The following is a 22,969-nucleotide window of genomic DNA, read 5'->3' as shown; positions in this document are numbered from 1 at the left end:
CAGGCGGGGGACTACAACGATGCAGGGAAGCAGCCATACTGCTTGACTTAAGGCAATCGAAAGGAAACTGGTGAGTACTGACCACGGCAAGCTTGCTGGCCTCATCTGGTCCGTTGCTGACCTGCTCAGGGGTGACTACCGACAGTCAGAGTACGGTCGGGTGATCCTGCCACTGACGGTGCTGCGACGTATGGACTGTGTACTGGAGTCCAGCAAGAAGGCAGTGCTTAGCAGGCAAGCCCAGTTGGAAGGCTTAGGCGTCAAGAATGTCGAGCCCGTACTGCGGCGAGTGACTAACGTCTCGTTCTATAACACGAGCCCGTTATCCTTCCGGCAGTTGGCGAGCGATCCGGAAAACGTCGCAGTTAACCTTCGCGCCTATATCGGTGGTTTCTCGGCAGGTGCGGCTGAGGTTTTGGAAAAGTATGCCTTCGATTCCCAGATTAGCCGTCTCGACGAGGCGGGTTTGCTCTACCAGGTTGTCGCCAAATTCGTCGACATCGACCTGCATCCGGACGCTGTATCGAATCGGCAGATGGGCTACATTTTCGAGGATTTGATCCGTCGATTCGCCGAGTTCTTGACGGCTGGCGAGCACTTCACTCCGCCGGAGGTCATCAAGTTGATGGTCAACCTGCTGCTTGCGCCAGACGAGGATGAACTAGTTACTCCGGGCATCGTCCGAAAGGTCTACGACCCAGCCTGCGGCAGTGGTGGGATGTTGACGGAGGCGCAGGACTTCATCGAGGCGCACAACGCGCACGCGAACGTCGAGGTATATGGCCAGGAACTCAACGGCGAGACGTACGCTATCTGCTGGTCGGACATGCTCCTCAGAGGTAGCGATCCCAACAAGATTGTGTTAGGAAATTCGTTCAGCCAGGACGGCCACGACCGCGAGCGGTTCGACTACATGCTCGCCAACCCGCCGTTCGGCGTGGAGTGGAAGAAGGTCGAGAAGTTCGTCAAGGATGAGGCGGCCCTCGGCCACGCCGGCCGGTTCGGCGCCGGGCTGCCCCGGATCAACGATGGCTCGCTGCTATTCCTCCAGCACATGATCTCGAAAATGAAGCGACCCGAGGATGGCGGCAGCCGGCTGGCGATCGTCTTCAATGGCTCGCCGCTCTTCACCGGTGCTGCCGGATCGGGGGAGTCGGAGATCCGCCGCTGGATCCTGGAGAACGACCTCCTCGAAGGCATCGTCGCCCTGCCCGACCAGCTCTTCTACAACACCGGCATCTCCACCTACTTCTGGATCCTCAGCAACCGGAAGGAGCCGGCCCGCCGGCGGAGGGTCGTGCTGCTCGACGGCCGCGACTACTGGACCAAGATGCGCAAGAGCCTTGGTGACAAGCGCAAGATGCTCACCGACGGGCACATTAACGAGCTGACCAAGCTGTACGTTGACGCACTGTCAATCGCGGAGGACCCGGAGCACTCGCAGCACGCGAAAGTGAAGGTCTTAAAGACCACCGACTTCGGCTACCAGCGCATCACCGTAGAGCGCCCGCTGCGGCTGCGCTTCGAGGTCACCGAGGAGACGGTCGCCCTGCTGGCCGAGGCCCGGGCGGTCCTGAGGCACGCCGAGCGGGAGTCGCTGCTGGCGGCGGCGAAGTCGCTGATCGGCCTGAAGTCCGCGACCCGGGCTGAGTTCGCGATGAAGCTCAATGGGCTCGGCAAGCTGCCGGCGGCAGTGGAGAAGGCGGTGTGGGAGGCGTTCTCGGTCAGCGACCCGGAGGGGGAAATGCAGACCGACCGCAAGGGTAAGCCGCTGCCGGATGCCGACCTGCGAGACAACGAGAATGTGCCGTTGAAAGAGGACATCCACGATTACCTCAAGCGGGAGGTACTTCCGCACATTCCCGACGCCTGGACCGATGAGTCCAAGACAAAAATTGGGTACGAAATCCCCTTTACCCGCCACTTCTACGTTTACCAACCGCCTCGCCCCCTTGCGGAGATCGACGCCGAGATCAAGACGCTGGAGGTGGAGATTCAAGTTCTCCTTGCTGAGGTGACGCAGTGATGGGGGCTTTCGTCGACCTTCCCAGAGGCTGGACAGTCACCCGCGTCGATCGCGTGGCGACGGTCAGAGCGCGGATTGGTTGGAAAGCTCTCACCGCCGCCGAGTACCAGCCAGCGGGTTATGCCTTCTTGGCAACGCCAAACATCAAGCCGCGCGATATTGACTTTGAGAACGTGAATTACATATCAGCGTACCGTTACGAAGAGTCACCCGAGCTAAAGCTTGCCGTAGGAGACGTCCTGCTGGCGAAAGACGGTAATACGCTTGGAATAACGAACATCGTCCGCCAGTTGCCGCGCCCCGCCACGGTCAACGGGTCTATTGCGGTTATACGTCCATTTGGTATCCTTCCTGGCTTCCTGAGGTACGCCCTCGCCGCTGATGTCACTCAGCAATCGATAGCCGCCCTGAAAGGCGGTATGGGTGTGCCCCACTTGTTCCAGTGGGATATCAACAGGCTGCCGATCCCCTTGCCGCCCGTCGAACAGCAGCGACGCATCGTTAAGTTTCTCGATGCTGCAACCGAGCGCAGCGCACATCTTGTAGCCGCACACGAACGCCTGCGAGAGGTAGTCGTGAGACGGCGTTGGTCGGTCTTCCAAAGCTTGCTTGAAAGAGTGGATGCCCCACTGACGCCCCTTAGGCGGATGATCAATTTTATCACTGACGGGCCCTTTGGGAGCGCCTTCAGTAGTTCGGACTACTCCGATACGGGAGCAGCCGTAGTGCGATTGGGAAACATTGGCTTCGGCGAGTACCGACGTCGGGACCAAGCCTTCATTCCGCTTGATTTGTACCGGAATCTTCTTCGGCATCGGGTTAGAGCTGGGGACTTGCTGATAGCCGGACTGGGGGATGCCCGCAATCACGCGGGCCGGGCTTGTGTCGCGCCGAATCTGGGTCCTGCCATTGTCAAGGGGAAGTGCTTCTGCGCACGGGTAAACAGTCGTGCTGCCAACGCTCACTTCCTATCGCTGCTCCTTTCGTCGCCCATCGGAGAGCAAGCGATGGATAGTCGCGGCTCGACGAGGGCAATGATTAACCTGGACGTAGTAAAGTCTGCAGTCATGCCTCTGCCCGAACTGAGTGAGCAAGCGAGAATCGTTGAGGCGATGCGGTTAGCCGACCAGTTGCAGACTCAGGTTGCAGATGTTGTTGCGCGGCAAGAAGCCCTGTTGGCTGAGCGGCAGCAAGCTCTGATTACGGCGGCCGTGACCGGGCAGGTCGACGTTCCGACGGCGAGGGGGGTGGCGGCATGAGCGCTCATGGCGAGCAGCGGTTCGAAGCGGCGATAGAGGGCTCGCTGCTCGGCTCAGGCTGGTTGGCCGGCATTCCAGCCCACTACAACCGGTGGCTCGGGCTCGACACCTCCGAGCTATTCATCTTCATCAGTGCAACGCAGAAGCCAGCTTGGGACAAGCTGTGCGCCTACCACGGTGGACAGACCGAGGCGCAGCGGCACTTCGCGCAGTACCTCGCCAAGCAGATCGACGAACGTGGGCCGCTCGACGTCCTCCGGCGCGGCGTCAAGGACAAGGGCGTCCTCATCCGGCTGGCCTATTTCAAGCCCGCCCACGCCATCACTGACGACGCGCTTAAGCTCTACCGCGCCAACCGCCTCACCGTCACCCGTCAGCTCGCATATTCGCCGAGCAACAACAACACGCTCGACCTGGTGCTCTTCGTCAACGGCATCCCGCTCGCCACAGCCGAGCTGAAGAATCCACTGACCGGCCAGACCGTCGAGGACGCCAAGAAGCAGTACCGCGAGACGCGTGACCCGAAGGAACTGATCTTCGCGCGGCGCGCCCTCGCGCACTTCGCGGTGGATCCCGACTTGGTCTTCGTCACGACGAAGCTAGCGGGCGACAAGACCAGGTTCCTGCCGTTCAACACCGGCTCAGAAGGGCCGGGTGTGTCCGGCGGTGCTGGTAACCCGCCGGCGGGCGCCTCCGGTTACCGCAGCTCCTACCTGTGGGAGCGGATTTGGCACCCGGACACCTGGATGGACTTGGTCCGGCGGTTCCTGCACACCGACAAGGAGTCGCGGAGCCTGATCTTCCCGCGATACCACCAGTGGCACGCGGTCACCCAGCTCACCGACCATGCCGCCGGCCACGGCTCCGGCCACAACTACCTGGTTATGCACTCGGCCGGGTCGGGCAAGTCGAACACCATCGCCTGGCTGGCGCACCGGCTCTCGAGCCTGCACACCGCGCCCACCCTCGATGACGTCGCCCGGGCCAAGGGGCTGCTCCCCAACGAGCCGGTCTTCGACAAGGTCATCATCATCACCGATCGGGTGGTGCTCGACCGGCAGTTGCAGGACACGGTCTTCCAGTTCGAGCACGTGCCGGGCGTGGTGCAGCGGATCGACAAGGACTCCGCCCAGCTCGCCGCCGCCCTCCAGGGCGAGACCGCGAAGATCATCATCACCACCATGCAGAAGTTCCCCTTCATCCTCGACAAGGTGCAGGGGCTCAAGGGCAAGCGCTTCGCGGTAATCGTCGACGAGGCGCACTCGTCGCAGTCCGGGGACTCAGCCGCTGCGCTGAAGAAGGTGCTGCTCAAGCTCGGCAGCGACGACGTGGACGAGTCGGGCGACCTGCTCACCGCGTCGGCGCTGGCCCGCGGTCGGCACGAGACGCTGTCGTACTTCGCGTTCACCGCCACCCCGAAGCCGAAGACCCTCGAGCTATTCGGCACGCCGCACCCGGTCAGCGGCAACCCGCAGCCGTTCCACACGTACTCGATGCGGCAGGCCATTGACGAGGGCTTCATCCTCGATGTGCTGCGCAACTACCTGACCTACAAGGCTTACTGGAAGCTGGCCAACGCCAACCCCGATGATCCTGAGGTCGACCCGAAGAAGGCTGGCGCCCAGCTCGCCCGCTTCGCGAGCCTGCACCCCACCATGCAGGCCCAGAAGGCCGAGATCATCGTCGAGCACTTCCGCAAGCACACGGCGTCGCGCCTCGGCGGGCGCGCCAAGGCCATGGTGGTCACCGGCTCCCGCGAGGCCGCCGTCCGCCTGCACACTGCCATCAGGAAGTACGTCGAGATGCAGCAGTACGTGGGCTGCGACTCCCTGGTCGCCTTTTCCGGTGACCTTGAAATCGATGGCGTCGAGCACACCGAGGCGCGGAGCAACGGGTTCAGCGAGGGCGAGCTGCCCGAGCGGTTCGCCTACACCGCCGCAGACGACAAGTACGCCGGCACGGCGAAGGCCAAGCAGGACGTCGAGTACAAGATCTTGGTAGTGGCCGAGAAGTATCAGACCGGCTTCGACCAGCCGCTGCTCACCACGATGTACGTGGACAAGCTGCTCAAGAGCGTCGCCGCGGTGCAGACCCTGTCCAGGCTCAACCGCACCCACCCGCTCAAGGCCCAGGGCGACGTCTTCGTCCTCGACTTCGTCAACGAGGCCGGGGACATCGCCGAGCAGTTCAAGCCGTACTTCGAGACTGCCGCCACCACCCCCACCGATCCCAACCTGCTCTACACCGCGCAGAACGCGGTGACCGGCTACCCGATCCTCGTCGACTCTGAGATGCAGGCGTACGCCGAGGCACTGCTCGCGGCCGAGCAGGAGGCGACGAGCGACACCGCTCTCCGGCGGGCCCACGCGTCCCTCTACCGCTTCACCGAACCAGCTGTGCAGCGCTTCAAGGCCCTAGCGGAGGAGGACCAGGAGGCCGGGGACGGCTTCCGGTCCGCGCTGCGCGACTACACCCGGATGTACGCGTTCCTGAGCCAGATCGTGCCCTACCAGGACCCGGACCTGGAACGCCTCCACGTCTACGGACGGGCGCTGCTCAACCGCCTTCCTCGCCGGCAGGACCCGTCCGTCGACATCGGCGAGGTGCAGCTGACCCACCTGCGGGTCAGCAAGACCGGCGAGCACGACGCATCACTGTCACCGGAAGGCGAGCAGATGCTGCCCGGCTTCATCGGCGGGGGAGCGGGCCGTAAGCACGACCTGGAGAAGGTTGTGTTGTCCGAACTGATCGACGCGTTCAACGACAAGTTCGGCATCGGGTTGGGCGAGGCCGACAAGGTCTGGGTCGAGCAGCAGATTGTCGCCCTTGCTGAGGACGGCACGCTCGAAGCGGCAGCGCTGGTCAACGACGAGAGCAACTTCGGTGTGGTGTGCGACAAGCGGATCGAGGACGTGATCCTTTCCCGGCACGACGACAACGGCAAGCTGATGCAGCGTTATCTCGACGACGACAACCTGCGCTCGCAGCTCAACCAGTTCGCGCGCCGCCAGGCGTACCAGATGATCCGTCGCCGCAAGGGCATCGCATAGCGGCAAGATGACGAGACCTAGAGGTGCCGGTAAGCCAGGGTCGATGGCATGGCCCATTCGTGATGTGAAGTGCAGTAGTTGCAGAAGTGACGCCCTGCAAGGTCTGGAGAATCTGTGAGCCGTAGAGGCGATGATCTTGTCAATCTCATCTGGTCGCTCGCTGATCTGCTCCGTGGGGACTATCGACAGCCCGAGTATGGGCGAGTGATCCTGCCGTTCACCCTGCTACGTCGGCTCGACTGCGTTCTGGAGCCAACGAAGGAGGCGGTGCTCGCCCGGCACAAGCAGCTCAAGGACATGGGCTTGCGAAACGTGGACCCGGTGCTGCGCAAGACCGCCGGGTTGTCGTTCTACAACACCAGCGAGATGTCGTTTCGCAAGCTGCACGGCGATCAGGACCAGGTCGCGCTCAACCTGCGTGCCTACATCGAGGGCTTCTCACCTGGCGCGGTCGACGTGCTCGACAAGTACGGCTTCGACAGCCAGATCAGCCGGCTCGCCGGGGCCGGGCTGTTGTACCAAATAGTAGCGAAGTTCGCCGAGGTCGATCTCGACCTCGAGAGCGTTCCTAACGATCAGATGGGTTACCTGTTCGAGGAGCTAGTCCAACGCTTCTCGGAAAACAGCAACGAGACCGCCGGTGAGCACTTCACCCCCCGCGAGGTCGTCAAGCTGATGGTCAACCTGCTGTTGGCGCCCGATGAGGAGGACTTGGTCATACCGGGCCTCGTTCGGAAGGTCTACGACCCGGCGTGTGGGACGGGCGGGATGCTCACCGAGGCGCAGGAGCACATCCAGGCGTACAACCCGCATGCCACGGTCGAGGTGTACGGGCAGGAGCTCAACGGCGAGACGTACGCGATCTGTCGCTCGGAGATGATGCTCAAGGGCGGCGAACCGACGAAGATCGCCTTCGGTAACTCGCTGAGTCAGGACGGCCACGAGGGCGAGCGGTTCGACTACATGCTTGCCAACCCGCCGTTCGGGGTGGAGTGGAAGAAGATCGAGAAGTTCATCAAGGACGAGGCCGCCCGCGGTCACGCCGGCCGGTTCGGTGCTGGTCTGCCCCGAATCAACGACGGGTCGCTGCTCTTCCTCCAGCACATGATTTCAAAGATGAAGCGCCCCGAGGAGGGCGGCAGTCGCCTGGCGATCGTCTTCAACGGGCCGCCGCTGTTCACCGGCGGCGCCGGGTCCGGGGAGTCGGAGATCCGCCGCTGGATTCTGGAGAACGATCTTCTTGAAGGCATCGTTGCGTTGCCCGATCAACTGTTCTACAACACCGGCATATCCACCTACTTCTGGATCCTCACCAACCGTAAGGAGCCGGCCCGCCGGCGCAGGGTGGTGCTGCTCGACGGCCGTGACTACTGGACAAAGGTGCGCAAGAGCCTCGGCGACAAGCGCAAGATGCTCACCGACGAGCACATCGCTGAACTGACTCGCGCCTATGTGGAGGCGCTGTCCATCGCGGACGATCCGGAGCACCCGCAGCACGCCAAGGTGAAGATCTTCAAGACCACCGACTTCGGCTATCAGCGGATTACTGTCGAGCGCCCGTTACGCCTGCGCTTCGAGGTCAGCGAGGAGACGGTCGCGATCCTGACCAAAGAGTCGGCTGTTGCCGATTATCCCGACCGTGAATCGCTATTGGCGAGCGCTAAGTCGCTCATCGGGCGTCACGCAAGAAGCCGCAGTCGTTTTGCTCGCCAAATTGCAAAGCTCGGGACGCTGCCCGCTGAAATCGAAACGGCAGTTTGGAATGCCTTCACGGTTCGGGATCCTCAGGGAGAAGCTCAAAAGGACCGAGCTGGGAATCTAATGCCGGATCGGGGTCTTCGTGTCGAAAAGTCCATTCCCCTTGAGGAGGAGCCAGATGTCTACTTCGCGCGCGAAGTGCTGCCAAAATCATCCGATTCCTGGTTGGACAAGGCGCGGACGCGAATAGGCTACGTAGTTTCCCCGTCCGCTTTTGCGCCGAGATCCTGGGAGCCGCATCTTGGGCCGCTAGAAGAAGTGGCTGAAATGGTGATTGCTCAACGCGTCGAGCGACAAGCCGAGCTGGGGCTTCCAATCCTTAGGGCCGCTGCTTTGTATTCGACGCACGATGCCTCGGAGTTGACAGACCAGCCTCGCGGTGGTGAATTTCTAAGCCATTGTAGAGGCGGCGACGTTGTCGGCGACGTAACGGGCTGGCGTCGGTTGCCGATCGAGTTCGGCGAGGCGCTCACGCCAATGAAGGTTATTCGGGCCGGCGCCGGGGCCAGTGTCCTTTGCGAATGGCTAAACTCACCGACATTTAGGCAGCTTAACCAGTTGGCAAGGATAGAGCCAGCCACATTGGTTCCTGTCGCTCTCATCGCAGATCCGGATTTTGAGCATGCGATAAATGATCTGGGTGAGCGGCGACAGAGTATATCGCGAGTCACGGCCAGGCTCCGTCCGAACATTTTTCAGCAGTCGGTGGGGGGCTCTGATACCGCTCGGCGAGTGGCCAGGCTCGCGGTATCGGAAGTCCGCTTGATAGACGCGCTTGTGCGCCCCTTGGAGGATCCGCTGTGGCGCGCCGAGCGTAGCTACCCGCATCATATTGCCGCCTTGGCGAGGCAGTATCGGATCGCTAGCAGTGCAAGGCGCTTGGAATGTCTAAAGAAGCTGGGGGAGGGTATTGCAAGGACTCTCGGAATAGTATCCCTTGCGATTCTTATTTCCAGGGAGGGTAAAGTTTCTAGCCGGCAGCTCTCTGCATTTCAGGCGGGTGCCAGTTTCGCCAAATGGCTGAATACTACGCAGGACTTGGCTATCGCCGGCCCAATCCCCGAATTGCGGAATCTGGAGGATTTCCTGGACCCGGGTGGAGTCAATGATAGTCTCAGACTCATCTGCTCTCATCGCAATGACGAGGCTCATGCTCATGCTGTCCCTTCTCTTGGTCAAATCGAAGATGATGTCGCAATGCTTGAGCCGGCGCTGGTCTCAAGTCTCGAGGCCGTGTCTTGGCTATCTAGAGTCGATTGGTTTTATGTCGGCGAGTGTCACTACTTGGGGGAGGGGGCCAGCGGGTTTAGGTGGATCGGGGAGCGCCTGCATGGAAGCCACCCAGATTGGGAGCCGCTTGATAAGCGCGGAAATCCGCTAAAGCCGACGAGAGTCTATTTTGAAGACCCCTCCGCAGCGGGCCCGCTATCCCTCTGGCCACTTGTTGATGTCGCCTTCTGTGAAGGATGCAAGTCCAGAGAGTTGTACTTGTTCGATAGAAGTGGTGTAAGTGGTCTGACTCTTCGCACATTAAAAAACCATCAGAAGATCGTCATGGCTTAGGCGCTCTAAGATGCCGATTGCAGTATCAGGCGCGGTCGTCGACTGAGGCGAATGGTGATGAATTGATCGAGGCGCAGGATCGGGTAGCCGATCGGTACGAGCTGACGTACCCGCTCGGCCACGGCGGCATGGGGGAGGTCTGGGCCGGCTTCGACGAGAAGCTGGATAGGCCGGTCGCCATCAAGTTCCTCCGTCAGCTCGCCGTCCCTCAGAACGAACGAGATACAGCAGTAGAGCGGTTCATGCGGGAGGCGCGAGTCACCGCTCGGCTCGATCACCCCGGGGTGCCGAGCGTCCACGACGTCGGTCACCACGACGACGACCTCTACATCGTCATGCAGCTCGTGCCGGGTGTGCTCCTCTCCGACCTGATCGCCGAACGCGGCTGGCTCGCCATACCCTGGGCCGCCGCCATCGGCGCGCAGATCTGCTCAGTGCTCGCGGTCGCGCACGCCGCCTCCCTGGTGCACCGAGATCTGAAACCGCAGAACGTGATGGTCACCCCCACCGGCGCCGTCAAGGTGCTGGACTTCGGTGTGGCCGCCCTGCTCGGCGCGGACGTGCCGCGGCTGACCGCCACAAGCCACACCCTCGGCACGCCCACCTACATGGCACCCGAGCAGGCGCTCAACAGCGCCGTCGGCCCCCGGGCGGACCTCTATGCCCTCGGCTGTGTCCTGTTCGAGCTGCTGACCGGCAGCCCGCCATACCGGGCCGACAGTCCGCTCGGCATGCTGCACCGGCACCTGAACGACCCGATCCCGTCGATCAAGGAACATCGCGCCGGCGTGCCGGATGGCCTGGTGCAGCTCGTCGTTCGGCTGCTCGCGAAGGACCCGCAGCACCGCCCCGTCTCAGCCGTTGAGGTGTACGAGATGCTGGCGCCACTTGGCCAGGTCGACGAGGAATTGGCGGAGGACCTCGCGCTGACCGTCGCCGACGGACAGCGGATCGACCCGACGACGCCCTACCGGTACCCGTTTGGGCCGTTGCCGCCGCAGGCGCCGCCACCGACCCGCGTCGACATCATCCCGCCTCGAGCCACACCGGAAGGCGCCGAGCCGCCGTCTCTCGACGAGCTGGCCGAGGTGGAGGAGCGCGTCTGGGCGTTGGCAGAGGAGGAGCGATTCACCCAGGCTGCCGAGCTGCTCGAATCAGCGCTGCGCCCCGTCAGGAAGGGGCACGCTGCCAAGCAGCCGAGGATTCTGGAGCTGCGGCTCAACCTGGCGAACCTGCATGTCCTGGCCGGCGCCTTCCGGCAGGCACTGTCGGAGTTCCAGCGTCTCATTCCCGACCTGGCAGCACGGCCCGCGCCGGACCAGGAGCTGATCTGGCAGTGCCGGCAGCAGGCCGCGGTCTGCCAGGCTGAGCTGGGTGAGGCGGCTGAGGCCCTGCGTGAACTGCAGGCACTCCTTGCCGAAGCGCAGCAGGCGATGCCACCCGATTCGTCGGAACTGTTCCCGCTACGGCAGCAGATCGCCATGCTCGTCGCTGGCATAGGTGACGTCGTCGACGCCCGACGCCAGTTGAAGGGGCTTTGGCGCGACGTTAGCGCGCTGTACGGGCCGCAGTCAGCGCCGGCGGCCGAGATCGAGGCGTTGCTGGCTCACCTGGATCGACTGGGGGACGGGAAACCTGGGTCGGCCGACACGACGGCTGGACAACACGGGACGGCGTGAGGGGCGAAGCATGTTCGAACTGGAAGATGCGGTCAAGCAGTGTGTCGAGCGAGTGGCGCGGTTCCGCCGGCAACACCAGCGCATCGGTGAGCAGAACACCAAGGCCGGGCTCATCGAGCCGATCATCGGGGCGCTGGGTTGGGATCTGTTTGACCCGGACGAGGTGCACCGTGAGTACCGGCGGCGAGGCGTTGACAATCCTGTGGACTACGCTCTGCTGCTGTTGCGTACACCACGGCTATTCATCGAAGCCAAAGGGCTGGGCGAAAACCTCGACGATCCGCGCTGGGCCAACCAAACGATCGGTTACGCGACGATGGCCGGGGTGGAGTGGGTTGCCTTGACCGACGGCGCGGAGTGGCGTGTCTACAACGCGCATGCGCCCGTGCCCATCGAGCACAAGCTCTTCCGGGCGGTCCGCTTGGAGGACGACGTCGACGCGGCCCTTGAGTTGTTGGGCCTGCTCAGCAAGCAGAACATGGGTGACAACCGGATCGAGGACCTGTGGAAGGGCTTCTTCGTCGACCGGCAGGTCCACACAGAGCTGACGGACCTGTTCGCTGGGTTGGACCCAGCATCCGAACTGGTCGACCTGCTTGATAGCCGGATGCCGCGGCTAAGCCGCGAGGAGATCCGGCAGAGCCTGATCCGCGCACGGGCCAGCTTCAACTTTCCGATGTCGGCGGCAGTCACCGCGCCGGCCCAGCGGCGACCCTCTCCGCCAAAGGCGCACGAGGCTGCCGTTCAGCAGAGCGTGTCCGAGCCGGTCCCTGTGATACCGGCGTATCAGCCGCCGATGACGAGAGGCTCGACACAAGCCTCGACACGCGTGACGCCGGAAGAACGGAGGCTGAAGCTCGTGGATCTCCTCGCCGCCGGGCGGCTGCGGCCGGGCACCAAGCTCTTCGGCCGCTACCTCGGTGAGCAACACACCGCGGAGCTGCTGGCGGATGGCCGGGTCCGGTACCGCGGGGAGGTTCACAACTCGCCCTCAAGCGCGGGGGAGGCAGTGAAGATCGCGATCCATGGCCGAGATATCACTGACAGCCGCAAGGCGACCGACGGACTCGATTTCTGGCAGGCGCAGGATGCGGTGACGGGTGACGTGGTCACGCTCAAGGAAATCCGTCGTCGCGTGGCGACTGGGAGGCGGCGATGACGTCCGGTTGGGTTGGACTGCCCGACATCATGACGGTGCTCGATGAGGAGCTTTCCGTCACCGACTTGCGGCGCTATTTTTCGCCGGGGGCTTTCACCGGCAGCCAGTTTGAGGCGTTGGGCGGCAGCTCAAAGGCCCTGCACCGGGACGCGGTGACCACCGAGGACCTGATCGCCGTCGAGCTGCTGAACGCGCGCTTCCCACCCGGGGTTGCCCTCGACCTCCTGCAGGGCGATCTTGGTCAGCGGATCAGCGACGAGCTGTGCAAGATCCCGATTGGTGTGGACCTGAGCGACAAGAGGGCTCGAACATAAATCGAGAACGGCGGTCCCGCGGACCGCGCGTGGCAACTGCTGACACGCCGGAAGGGCGTAAAGAAGGCCCTCGCTGGTAAGCTCCTCGCCCGCAAACGTCCGAGGCTCGTGCCGGTCTACGACGATGTCGTGGCGTGCGCGCTACGCGGTCGCCGTGGGTTCTGGCTGTGGCTTCACGAACAACTCCGGGCCGAGGACCTTCTTCTGGCTCGGAAGTTGCAGAATCTCCGGGTCCAGGCCGGTGTCCCGACCCAGGTTTCCGACATTCGCGTTTTCGACATCGTCTTCTGGATGCGGCACGAGGGCGATCATCAGCCCCGGGGCTGTTCCGGTTTGCTGGACTTTGGTCCGAGCCTATGAGTCTTGCTCTGACGTATCGGCAACGAAAACACCGATGCCCATGCGGCCCACAAGCTCACCCAACTCAATCATCGAGTCCAAGGCGCGTCGCACCGTGACGTGACTCGTGTCGTACTCCTCAGCCAGGAGGCGAGCCGACGGGAGCTTGCTCCCGGGCGGGTAGATGCCAGTCCGGATCTTCGCGCGGAGATCATCCCTGATCTGGCGCCAGAGCGGCTGGGCGTACGGCATACGGCCAGCAAAGCAGTCGTAGAGAGAAGCGAGTAAAGCATCCCCTGCCTATCTTTACAGGCTTTATAGGCGTGCTAGACTTCCTGCAGGAACAGCGGGGAGGACGGGAGGCGCATGGGAAGGCGGTGGAAGTGGTTCTTGCGGCCGGGGAGTCCCGCAGTGGACCTGACCGGGCAGGTCGTACCGCACGGAGACGTGCCGGGCCGCTACCCGCGGTCGATAGGGGAGGACGTCGTACCTGATGGGTGGGTGACCTCGCGGTGCGATGGCGCGCTCGTCTACGAGCGCCCCGAGCGGTGGCGGGCGGCTCCGGTGCCTCACCAGTGTGCAGGGCCGGGTGGGTCCGCTCGTACGGGGTGGGCGGGTGGCCCCACCCATCCACATCCGATGGAGAGGAGGCCAGCGGCATGATCGTCCGCAACCAGCGACCGGCCCGGGGGAGCGGAGCGACCTACCGCTCCGGCGCTTACACCAGTCTGCTGCCGTGGCAGGTGCGTGAGCGCCGCTTCCAGCCGGTCGGGATCGGACGTCGGGGCCTCGACCCCGGCGAGGTCTATGCCTTTCTCGAGCAGGTCGCCGGCGACATGGCCGCCGTCTACGCGGAACTCACCGCCAGCCGCCTGGAAACCATGCGGATCAAGGCCGCGCTGCGCCGCTGGCAGTCCGACCAGGCTCGCGTCCGCGACGTCCGGGGACACCAGCGGTGAGGCAGCGGTACGTCATCCACCTGCCGGTCGTCGCCGCCGACCTGCCCGCCGCGCAGCGCCTGGCCCGGGTGATCGGCCGCTGGCTGCTCGTCCTGCCGCAGACCGAACCGGGCGGGACCACCGTCTCCGCCGAGGACGACCAGAACGTACGCCACTGGGTCTTCTGCGATGCGCTGATGCCCGGCGGCCGGCGCTGCCTGCTCCGCACCGATCACGACGGCCCCTGCTCACGCCGCCTGCGACGGTGACCGCCTGATGCGCCAGCAGAGCCGTGGCGAGCGGGCTGCCGGCCTGGCCCGTCCTGCCGGCTTAGCCTGGGATCGAGCATCTGTATGCCTCTCCCGCTGAACTCCTGGCCCTTCGTGGGACGGCGCAACGACCTGTCTCCCGGTAGCCTGACCAGCAAGACGATCGATCTTGTGGGGAGCATCGTGGGGTTCCAGACGCCGCAGTACAAGCTGTTCAAGCTTCTGGAACAAGCCGGCAACGGCATGATTCAGCTACCGGACTTCCAGCGTGGATACAAGTGGGACGAGGAACGGATCAGGTCCCTGCTCGTTACCGTCACCCTCGGTCACCCGCTCGGCGTACTCATGCTGCTGCAGACCGGCAACGATCAGGTGCGGTTCAAGCCGAAGGCGCTTGAGGGGACGGCGCCCGAGACCGGAAAGACCGAGCCGGACCTTCTCCTGCTCGACGGTCAACAGCGGCTGACGTCGCTCTACCAGTCGCTGACCGGGACCGGGGTGGTCGACACCGAGGATGCCCGGAAGAAGCAGGTCATGCGACGGTTCTACATCAACATTGTGCGGGCGCTCGCGGATCCGGCTCGTCGGGATGAGGCCGTGGTCGCGCTGCCTGGTGATGGCATCGAGCGGACCAACTTCGGTAAGGACGTCAAGCTCGACGTGTCGACGCCGGAGAAGGAACGCAAGCAGGGCTACTTCCCGTTCCGCCTGGTGTACGACCAGCCGGGTCAGCTCGACTGGCTGTGGCAGTTCCCGGGTGCAACCGGGGACGCGGCCGAGCGAATAGCTCTGATCCAGCGTTTCCAGGCCGAGATCCTCACGCCGATGCAGAGCTACGAGATTCCTGCTATCGAGCTCGACAGACTTACGACCAAGGGCGCGGTTGCCACGGTCTTCGAAAAGGTGAATACCGGGGGCCTGCCGCTCAACGTCTTCGAGTTGCTGACCGCGACGTTCGCCGGCGACGCAGCCTACTTCGCAGAGCACGGCGACGACTTCCGCCTCAACGACGACTGGCAACTCACCGAGCAGGTCATCACTGCGCATCCGGTGCTGCAGGGCATCCGCAACACCGACTTCCTCCAGGCGGTCACCTTGCTCGTGACCGCGAACGGCAGCTCGTTCACCTCCGCCCGCAAGGAGGACGTGCTCCGCCTGGAGCTACGCCAGTACCTGCCGTGGGCCGAGAAGGTCCGGGCGGCGCTGGTGTGGGTGGCGCAGTTCCTCAGGGATGAGCATATTCACCGGGCGCGCGACATCCCGTACCCGACCCAGCTGGTGCCGCTGGCCGTGATCCGGGTGATCCTCGGCGAGGACGCGGACGTGCACGGCGTCCGGAATCGGCTGCGCCAATGGTTTTGGTGCGGGATCCTGGGTGAGCTCTACGGCGGTGCCACCGAGACCAGATTCGCCCGCGACGTCGACCAGGTTCCGGCGTGGGCCCGGGCGGCAGTGTCCGGTGACACGGCGGAACTACCGGTCACGGTGTCGGCGGCCACCTTCGCGGAGTCGCGGCTACTGTCACTGCGCACTCGTCAGTCCGCCGCCTACAAGGGCCTGCATGCGCTGCTCATGGCCCGCGGAGCGAAGGACTGGCGCTTCAACCAGACCTTCGACCACACCCAGTACGTGGCCCTCGATGTTGACATCCACCACGTCTTTCCGAAGAAGTGGTGCGACGACAACAAGATCAACCCGAACCTGCGCGAGAGCATCGTCAACAAGACGCCGTTGGCGGCGAAGACGAACCGGCTGATCGGGGGCGCATCGCCGGCGAGCTACGTGCCGAAACTGGAAGCAGCCGCCGGCATCACCGCCGAAGAGCTGGACGGCATCATCGGCGCCCATCTGATCGACACGGCGGCCCTCCGGGCCGCCAACTTTCAGCGCTTCTTCCTCGCCCGCCGACGGGCGCTGCTCGAACTGGTGGAGCTGGTCATGGGCAAGCGGGCGCAGCGGGACGTCGATGCCGGGGAACTGAGCGGCGGTGACGAGGCTCCCGAGGCGTTCGCCCCAGAGCGCGAGGACCGCGATACCAGCGACGAAGCTCCGGGCGACGAGACTGACTGAACGCTTTGACGCCAGGGGCAATCGGCGGCGTTACCCGCAATGAGCGAGGCGAGGGCCGACGACTCGACGGAAGGTGCCATCTGCCGTCGCCGACCTGCCCGCCGCGCAGCGCCGTGGTGGTCGGCTCCTGCTGCTCGTCCTGCCGAAGACCGAACCGGGCGGATCGCCATATCCGCGCAGGACGATCAGAACGTATGCCGTTGTGTGTTCTGCGATGCACTGATTACCCAGCGGCGGCGCTGCCTGCTCCGCCCTGACCACGATGGCCCCTGCGTTCGTCGCCTCCACAGGTGAGGGATCGAGTGCTGGTCCTCGGCGACAGCGGCTCTTGCCGGCTGTCGACGTGCTCGCCTTTTCCGCCTCCTGTGGGATCGTGATGGGTGACCGTCACAGCCAGATAGGAGCCGCCACAAAGCCCGCATCCCTCGATCGCATCCGTAAGTCTCTGCGGGCCAGCCGACCAAGCAGGATAAGGGCTTAACGCTTACCCTGGTCGTCATCGCATAGACAACGGCATGGTCATGCTCGATGGAATTCCGATCAACGCCGCGCCCGACTACGACCAGGCGGAAGGATGGTTGGTGACAGCCGAGGTTGCCGTTGCCACCATCAACGAGTTCCGGCGCCAGGTGTCGAAGCGCCAGGCTGCGCTGCGGCGTGAGTCCGAGATCGGCCCACGGCAACCATATGAGCCGCTGGCACCACGAACAGCCGGCGGTGACCAGGCTTTGATCTAACGTGGGGTGTTGCCCTGCCATCGACGGTGCGATGATCACTTGATGCCGACCAACGGTGGACACCTGTTTGGCGCCTTTGGCATGTTCTGGGACGCCGATGAGGTCTCCTGGAGCCCCGGCTCAGGTCCGAGCGCCTGGCAGTTGCTCGGTCGCCAGCACCGGAACGCGGGGACCATCCGCCTCTGCGACTTCCGGCGAGCTCGCGGTGTCTACATCCTTTTTGACGATTTCGGCCCGGTGTACGTCGGCTTGGCGCGCGGTCGCGGGGGACTCGGAGGCCGCCTCAAGGACCACCGCTCAGATCATCTCGGTGGCACATGGTCTCGCTTCTGCTGGTTCTCCTTCGACGACGTGGTGGAGGGAGAGCTCGAGGGTTGGAAGGTCATGAACCATCGTGATCGTCCGGTCCCAAGCACGGACGAGACCGTTATCCGCGAAGTCGAGGCGCTCCTCATCACCGTGCTGGGCGCCCGCCGTCAAAACCAGATGAGGTTCCATGCGGCACAGCGGTGGCTGCAGGTGACCGAGAGCGAGGCAGCGACGATAGCGGAGCGGGGTGTTGTTGATCCGAAGGGGTTCACTTTCCGGCCGACGTACAGCTATTGACGCCCTCGTCAACCCATCTGAAGATCGGCCGCTGGCTGCTCGTCCTGCCGCAGACCGAACCGGGCGGGACCACCGTCTCCGCCGAGGACGACCAAAACATAGGCCACTGGGTCTTCTGCGATGCGCTGATGCCCGGCGGCCGGCGCTGCCTGCTCCGCACCGATCATCACGGCCCCTGCTCGCGGCGCCTCAGCCGCTGACCGGGTCACAACTGCTGGCCGGCTGACCGCCGCCGGCGTGACGAGTAGGCAGGCGACGTTGCGCCGGTCTCGCGACCATCAGCCTTTCGTGTGCGTGGTGAGGCTGGCCAGGGAGGCCGGCGTTAGGGCGATGCAGCCTCCGGTGGTGGCGGCATGTCGGCGAGGGCGGGGCGGGTGGCGTGGCCGATCGCGGCGGCACGAGGGGTCAGGGCCGCCACGACAGCGTCGATCGCAGGTGGACACCGAAGGACGGACTCATCGCGGTGAGGGTCCCGCCGTCTGCGTCGCTGACACACCAGACGATCTGGCATCTGAACTGCCCGTTGAGCCGAGTGCACCGATGATCATCGCGCCGCGAAGGTGCGCAGCACGGGGAGGTGGTCGGGTTGGCAGCTCGGCGTTGGGACGCCTGGTTCGACAAGGAGCATCTTGTCCTCCGGCGCAGGCGGTTGCTGCCATTGCGCAAGGCCTACGTCCGGCGTATACCGCTGGCTACGGTCCTCGACATCGGCTCGCTCACCGCAGCCGACCACGCCAAGCGGCGCGGGCAACTCACCGTTCACGACCCGTCGGCGCCGCACCTGACCGAGCTCATCCCTGTCCGGTTCACCCCGGAGCAGTGGGCGGTCGCCGGCGGCTTTATGCGGGAGCCGCGCGGGACACCGACCGAGCCACCGCAACCCGGCAACGTGGCATCGTCGGACGCCGCCGCCTCGTCCCGCTCGGCTTCTGACGTCCCGAAGCAATCGCCGCGACGGGCGCAGCCGCCGGCCGCTTTACCAGCCCGCCTTCCGCCCAAGCCGGCTTCCGCCACCCGAAGTGCCACGTCGACAACCCCGGCGATGCGGGCCGGCGACGGCAAACGGCCGGTGTGGCTGTGGCTCCAGAACGGCAAGATTCATGCCTCACTCGTCCCGGCGGGCAACACCTCGCCGCGCAGGCTGAGCCCCGCCGACGTCGCCCATCTCCTGCTCGCCGACCCGTCCCGGGCTATGCCGGCGATCCGTGCCTTGACCGGGATCGCCGACAGCCAGCAGGCTCTGGCTCGCCTGCGGAGCTGGCGCCGGTCGGATCTGGTCGTCGTCAACCTGAACGCCTCCGACCTCGCCGGTAGGCGGGTCAACGAGGCTCTACAGAAGCCGGGCCGGAGCAACCCGGACGGCAGCGTTCGGACCGTGTCCGGCGGCCTTCCCAGCCTGAACAAGCGCCGCCGGTGAGCGTGAGCCAGGGGAGACGCCGGCCGGAACGCGATGCCGGCGTCTCCCGTCGTCCTCAGCTGGTCACCACCCGATGCCGACGCCGTCGAGCAGGTTGATGAGGTCGTCGTCGCGGGTCAACTCGTAGCCGCGCTCGCGCAGCTCTGCGACCAGTTCCGCCTCGCCGTCGAGCGGAACCTGCAGGTACTCACCGTTGTGAACCGTGAGTACGACTTCGCCGTACCGGTCCTGCAGGTCCTGCGGCAGCACGTCGAGCGCCCGCGTCGTGACCATCTTGGGCCAGTACCCGTCCACGATCGCACCCAGCTCGGTGATGTCGAAGGGCTTGTCGTCGGCGCAGTCGTCCTCTTCGTAGCATTCGGGGCCGGCGGGGTTCTCCAGGTGGGTCATCTGCACCTGCCGGGCCTCGCCCCAGGTACGCGCGGCCGCGAGGGCCCTGATCTCCGCGGCCTCGCCTGCGGCGATGTCGGCGTCGATGAAGGCCAGGCAGTCGTGATTGGTTGCATGGCCGTAGACCAGGCGCCGGGTGTTCGGGTGGTGCGTCGTCATGGCGCACATCCTGCCCCAGGCGTACGACAACCAAGATCGGCATACGGACGGGGGCGGACCCACCGGTCGGCTGACCGTTAGGCTGGCCCTTCCTGGCCTCGCCACCTGGAGAAACGCCAATGTCCGACAGCGTCTTCGCGCAGATCACCGCCGACGACGACCAGCTCGCCGTCGCGCTGCTCGTTCAGCCGGCGATCAACGCCGCCCTGGTGCACAACCGGGTACCGCTGGTCCGCCACCTCGCGCTGGTCAACCGCGGCACGGAACCGCTGGCGGACGTGACCCTGACGCTGGAGCTGCTCGGCCCCGACGACGCTCTCACCGAGCCATGGACGCGTACCCTCACCGCGCCGCTGCGGCCAGGCGCGAGCACGGGCTGGGACGACTTCCGGGACGTCACCCCGGATCGCACGCTGCTCTACCGCACCGACGAGGCGTTCCCGGTCGACTACCGCCTCACCGTCGAGCTTCCCGCGCCGGTAGTATTCCAGCACGTTGCGTGAACGGGCATCCAACTGCGTGCTACGGAGACGTCATTGATCGACGCGGACCTGGTGCTCATCCACGGTTTCTGGTCGTCGCCCGCCACTTGGGACCAGGTGGCCGAGCGGGTGCAGGCCGACCTGGATCTGCGGGGTCTGCGCGTCCACCGGTTCCGGTACGAGTCGCCGAAGCTGGCGATGCCGTTCGCTGCCACCCGGATTCCCGACTACAACGACGTGGCACAGTCCTTGCGGAGCTACCTCGCGGCGACGGTGTCCGGGCGTGACACCGCGATCGTCACACACAGCCAGGGCGGCCTCATCCTGCAGCGGTTTCTCGCCTGGATGCTGAACGAGGGATACGGGCAGGAACTCGCGTCGGTCAAGCTGGTCCTTATGCTGGCCTGCCCGAACGAGGGCTCCGAGTTCAGCCGGTCCATTCGAAAGATGGCCGGCTTCGGCCGCCACGCACAGGCCCGCGACCTGCAGGTCCTGAGCTCGGACGTGACTGACGCGCGCCGCACGGTGCTGCGGCAGGTTGTTTACGCCGACACAGTGTCCGCCCGGGAGTGCCGGATTCCCTTCCGGGTCTACGCCGGGCGCAGCGACCGGGTCGTGACCCGCGCCTCGGCGCAGAGCGTTTTCCCGGACGCCGAGACCCTGCCGGGAGACCATTTCTCCATCCTGCACGCGGCGCAGACCGACAACCTGACATTTCCCACCTTGAAGCGGCACCTCGTCGAGACCTTCGGCCGACGTCCCGCGATCACCGTCGCCGGAGATGGCGCGGTGCCTCCGCCGTCCCCCAACCTTACGGAGTCGGTGAACGGGGAGAACGTGGTGGTGCGATGGAACGCCGACACTCGTACGGTCGACTTCATCACCACACCGGACATCGCGCTGTCATGGATCAGGGAACTGCGCGAGGAGCAGCCGGATGAGTAGCCAAGCAGATCACCCGCAGCGAATGCCGTTCCGCGAGGCCCAGAAAGCGTGGGACGACTTCGGCCGCACAGGGCACGGCGAGGACCTCGACAGGGTTGTTACCGTGCTCCGTAACACGTTGGTACACCTACCGCCCGGGACGCCGGAGTGGAACGCCGCTTTCACGAACTTGGGTGCCGCGCTGCTGCGTCGTTACGAGCTCGCCGGGCGCGCCGACGACGTCGAGGAGGCGGCTCAGGTGTTGAGAGCCGCAATCGACGGACTACCGGAGGGCGACCGGCGGCGGGTGCCAGCGTTGACAAATCTCGGCGCTGTTCACCTTCGCCGTTACGAGCTTGCTGGCCGGGCGGAAGATGTAGATCAGGCGATCCAGGTGCTCGGCGTCGCTGTCGAGCAGCTATCGGAGACGGACCATGACGTCGCGGCGCTGACGAACCTGGGCGTCGCACTGCTGCTCCGGCACAACCAATCGGACCACGAAGCGGATGTCGACCGGGCAATGGCAGTGCTCCGGACCGCGGTGGGCCGCCTCCGGCCGGATGAGCCGGAATATTTAACCGCCTTGTCCATCCTCGGCGACGCACTGCGGGCCAAGTATGAGCGAACGCCTCGACGGCTTATCGATGAGGACGACGGGCAACTGCGCTCATTGAGCATGGAGGCGGTGCGCATCTACCGCGAGGTGCTGAACCGACGTCGGCTGTTGCTCGGCGATGATCACCCGCAGACTCTCGCCTCGATGAACAACCTCGCGGTCGTACTGCAAAACCAGGGCGATCTCGAGGCGGCTGAGCGCCTGCACAGGGAAACGTACGCACGCGCGGGCCAGGTGCTCGGCCCGGAGCATCCCACCACGCTGTCTTCGATGAATAACCTCGCGGGCGCGCTGCGGGACCTCGGCGATCTCAACGGCGCAAAACGCCTTTATGAGCAGACGCTCGCGCTCCGAACCCGGCTGTATGGGACGGAACATCCAAGCACGCTGGCATCGATGCACAACCTCGCGGGTGTCCTCCGCAGCACTGGCGATCTCACCCTGGCCCTGCGCATGTACGAACAGGTACTGACGGAGTCGCGGCGTGTTCTCGGGCACGAGCATCCGAGCACCCTGGTGTCGATGACCAGCCTGGCCGGAGTGCGGCGTGAGCTCGGCGATGTCGACGGAGCACGGGAGCTCTACCGGCAGGCGCTGGAGGTCTCCGAGCTTGTCCTCGGCCCCGACCATCCACGATGCCGGAGCATTGTCGGTGACCTGGCTGCGTTGTGGCCACCGGGCGACCGCGTCCGGCATGTCGCTTCAACCGCGGAGACGGAGGTCGCGCTCACGATGCTTGGCGGCGATTCTGGCGAGGCTCGGTCACTTGCTAAGTGGATTGAGGAGGAGCCGACGCTGCGTGGCACGCTTCGCCTCACCGAGCCGGCACTCGACCCGGGCGCCATGGGCTCGCTCTCCGACACGATCGCGGTCGCGTTGGCTTCCGCGTCGGTTTCCCCGTTCGTCCGAGCCCTCGTGTCGTGGATCCGCGCCCGCCCACGCCGCGCACGACTGGTGATTACAGCGCCGGACGGCAACCGGATCGAACTCTCGACCAGCGCATTGAACAAAATGGCCCCGGTCGCCGAACAAGATCTCGTCGACAGCTTGACGACGACGCTACGCGGATCTTGAGTGCTTGCCCTGACGAAACTCGGCCACCTGGCCATTGCCGGCGTCGGCGGTCAACAGCGGTAGACGCGGCTCTCATTCGGTCAGCTATCGAGCATTTCGAGGGCCACTTCGACCGGTACCGCTCGGTGCCGGGCACCATG

General features: G+C 64.7%; 18 protein-coding genes and 2 pseudogenes. 17 read left to right on the top strand and 3 right to left on the bottom strand.

Annotated elements, in window-relative coordinates; genetic code table 11:
- Nucleotides 1-70 precede the first annotated feature (70 nt).
- From NFX44_RS22360 to NFX44_RS22325, 7 genes and pseudogenes are all read left to right on the top strand, one after another.
- Nucleotides 71-2,026, top strand: coding sequence for a class I SAM-dependent DNA methyltransferase (locus tag NFX44_RS22360; protein ID WP_262285527.1), 1,956 nt, complete (start codon nt 71-73; stop codon nt 2,024-2,026).
- A complete protein-coding gene (locus tag NFX44_RS33370; protein ID WP_369015340.1) occupies nt 2,026-3,285 on the top strand; it encodes a restriction endonuclease subunit S in 1,260 nt (419 codons plus the stop codon). Before NFX44_RS22360 ends, NFX44_RS33370 begins: the two co-directional genes overlap by 1 nt.
- Nucleotides 3,282-6,335: a type I restriction endonuclease subunit R gene (locus NFX44_RS22345; protein ID WP_262285526.1), complete on the top strand. Its 3,054-nt coding sequence runs from the start codon at nt 3,282-3,284 to the stop codon at nt 6,333-6,335. The genes NFX44_RS33370 and NFX44_RS22345 overlap by 4 nt, the downstream gene beginning before the upstream one ends.
- A gap of 114 nt (nt 6,336-6,449) precedes the next feature.
- Nucleotides 6,450-9,656: a class I SAM-dependent DNA methyltransferase gene (locus NFX44_RS22340; RefSeq protein ID WP_262285525.1), complete on the top strand. Its 3,207-nt coding sequence runs from the start codon at nt 6,450-6,452 to the stop codon at nt 9,654-9,656.
- Nucleotides 9,657-9,718: 62 nt separating this feature from the next.
- Entirely contained in the window at nt 9,719-11,335 is a 1,617-nt protein-coding gene (locus tag NFX44_RS22335; RefSeq protein WP_262285524.1) for a serine/threonine-protein kinase, read from the top strand.
- Nucleotides 11,336-11,345: 10 nt separating this feature from the next.
- Complete coding sequence (locus NFX44_RS22330; RefSeq protein WP_262285523.1) at nt 11,346-12,494, top strand: hypothetical protein; 1,149 nt, start codon at nt 11,346-11,348, stop codon at nt 12,492-12,494.
- Nucleotides 12,491-13,168 (top strand): annotated as a pseudogene (locus NFX44_RS22325) (DUF6308 family protein). Before NFX44_RS22330 ends, NFX44_RS22325 begins: the two are co-directional and overlap by 4 nt.
- Here NFX44_RS22325 and NFX44_RS22320 read toward each other — a convergent pair.
- Nucleotides 13,163-13,399, bottom strand: a complete 237-nt coding sequence (locus NFX44_RS22320) for a GntR family transcriptional regulator (protein ID WP_262285522.1) — start codon at nt 13,397-13,399, stop codon at nt 13,163-13,165. The pseudogene NFX44_RS22325 and the gene NFX44_RS22320 overlap by 6 nt on opposite strands.
- 407 nt (nt 13,400-13,806) lie before the next feature.
- Between NFX44_RS22320 and NFX44_RS22315 the strand changes: the two genes are divergently transcribed.
- The 6 genes and pseudogenes from NFX44_RS22315 to NFX44_RS22290 all read left to right on the top strand — a co-directional run bounded on the left by NFX44_RS22315 (nt 13,807) and on the right by NFX44_RS22290 (nt 17,767).
- The gene (locus tag NFX44_RS22315) at nt 13,807-14,106 is read left to right on the top strand and encodes a DivIVA domain-containing protein (RefSeq protein ID WP_262285521.1); all 300 of its coding nucleotides are present in this window, start codon (nt 13,807-13,809) and stop codon (nt 14,104-14,106) included.
- Nucleotides 14,103-14,354: a hypothetical protein gene (locus NFX44_RS22310; RefSeq protein ID WP_262285520.1), complete on the top strand. Its 252-nt coding sequence runs from the start codon at nt 14,103-14,105 to the stop codon at nt 14,352-14,354. The genes NFX44_RS22315 and NFX44_RS22310 overlap by 4 nt, the downstream gene beginning before the upstream one ends.
- Before the next feature lie 183 nt (nt 14,355-14,537).
- The gene (locus tag NFX44_RS22305) at nt 14,538-16,424 is read left to right on the top strand and encodes a DUF262 domain-containing protein (protein ID WP_262285519.1); all 1,887 of its coding nucleotides are present in this window, start codon (nt 14,538-14,540) and stop codon (nt 16,422-16,424) included.
- A gap of 94 nt (nt 16,425-16,518) precedes the next feature.
- Nucleotides 16,519-16,718, top strand: a pseudogene (locus NFX44_RS22300) (hypothetical protein).
- A gap of 221 nt (nt 16,719-16,939) precedes the next feature.
- Nucleotides 16,940-17,161: a hypothetical protein gene (locus NFX44_RS22295; RefSeq protein WP_262285518.1), complete on the top strand. Its 222-nt coding sequence runs from the start codon at nt 16,940-16,942 to the stop codon at nt 17,159-17,161.
- Between the two features lie 42 nt (nt 17,162-17,203).
- Nucleotides 17,204-17,767 (top strand): hypothetical protein, encoded by a 564-nt coding sequence (locus NFX44_RS22290; protein ID WP_262285517.1) that lies wholly within the window; start codon nt 17,204-17,206, stop codon nt 17,765-17,767.
- Between the two features lie 8 nt (nt 17,768-17,775).
- Here NFX44_RS22290 and NFX44_RS22285 read toward each other — a convergent pair whose 3' ends face one another.
- Nucleotides 17,776-17,937: a hypothetical protein gene (locus tag NFX44_RS22285; protein WP_262285558.1), complete on the bottom strand. Its 162-nt coding sequence runs from the start codon at nt 17,935-17,937 to the stop codon at nt 17,776-17,778.
- A gap of 416 nt (nt 17,938-18,353) precedes the next feature.
- Here NFX44_RS22285 and NFX44_RS22280 point away from each other — a divergent pair, with 416 nt between their 5' ends.
- Nucleotides 18,354-19,184: a hypothetical protein gene (locus NFX44_RS22280; protein ID WP_262285516.1), complete on the top strand. Its 831-nt coding sequence runs from the start codon at nt 18,354-18,356 to the stop codon at nt 19,182-19,184.
- Nucleotides 19,185-19,247: 63 nt separating this feature from the next.
- Here NFX44_RS22280 and NFX44_RS22275 read toward each other — a convergent pair whose 3' ends face one another.
- Nucleotides 19,248-19,733 carry a hypothetical protein gene (locus tag NFX44_RS22275; protein WP_262285515.1) on the bottom strand — a complete coding sequence of 162 codons (486 nt, stop codon included), beginning with the start codon at nt 19,731-19,733 and terminating at the stop codon, nt 19,248-19,250.
- Nucleotides 19,734-19,852: 119 nt separating this feature from the next.
- Between NFX44_RS22275 and NFX44_RS22270 the strand changes: the two genes are divergently transcribed.
- From NFX44_RS22270 to NFX44_RS22260, 3 genes are read left to right on the top strand one after another with little or no spacing between them, the layout of a single operon-like run.
- Nucleotides 19,853-20,236: a hypothetical protein gene (locus tag NFX44_RS22270; RefSeq protein ID WP_262285514.1), complete on the top strand. Its 384-nt coding sequence runs from the start codon at nt 19,853-19,855 to the stop codon at nt 20,234-20,236.
- Between the two features lie 33 nt (nt 20,237-20,269).
- Nucleotides 20,270-21,160: a triacylglycerol lipase gene (locus NFX44_RS22265; RefSeq protein ID WP_262285513.1), complete on the top strand. Its 891-nt coding sequence runs from the start codon at nt 20,270-20,272 to the stop codon at nt 21,158-21,160.
- Nucleotides 21,153-22,829, top strand: coding sequence for a tetratricopeptide repeat protein (locus tag NFX44_RS22260; RefSeq protein WP_262285512.1), 1,677 nt, complete (start codon nt 21,153-21,155; stop codon nt 22,827-22,829). The genes NFX44_RS22265 and NFX44_RS22260 overlap by 8 nt, the downstream gene beginning before the upstream one ends.
- Nucleotides 22,830-22,969: the final 140 nt, after the last annotated feature.

The organism is Micromonospora sp. MA102, from assembly GCF_025460765.1.
GTDB lineage: Bacteria > Actinomycetota > Actinomycetes > Mycobacteriales > Micromonosporaceae > Micromonospora > Micromonospora halotolerans.
Note: the sequence above shows the minus strand (reverse complement) of the source record. Positions and strands in the feature narration are given on the sequence as shown.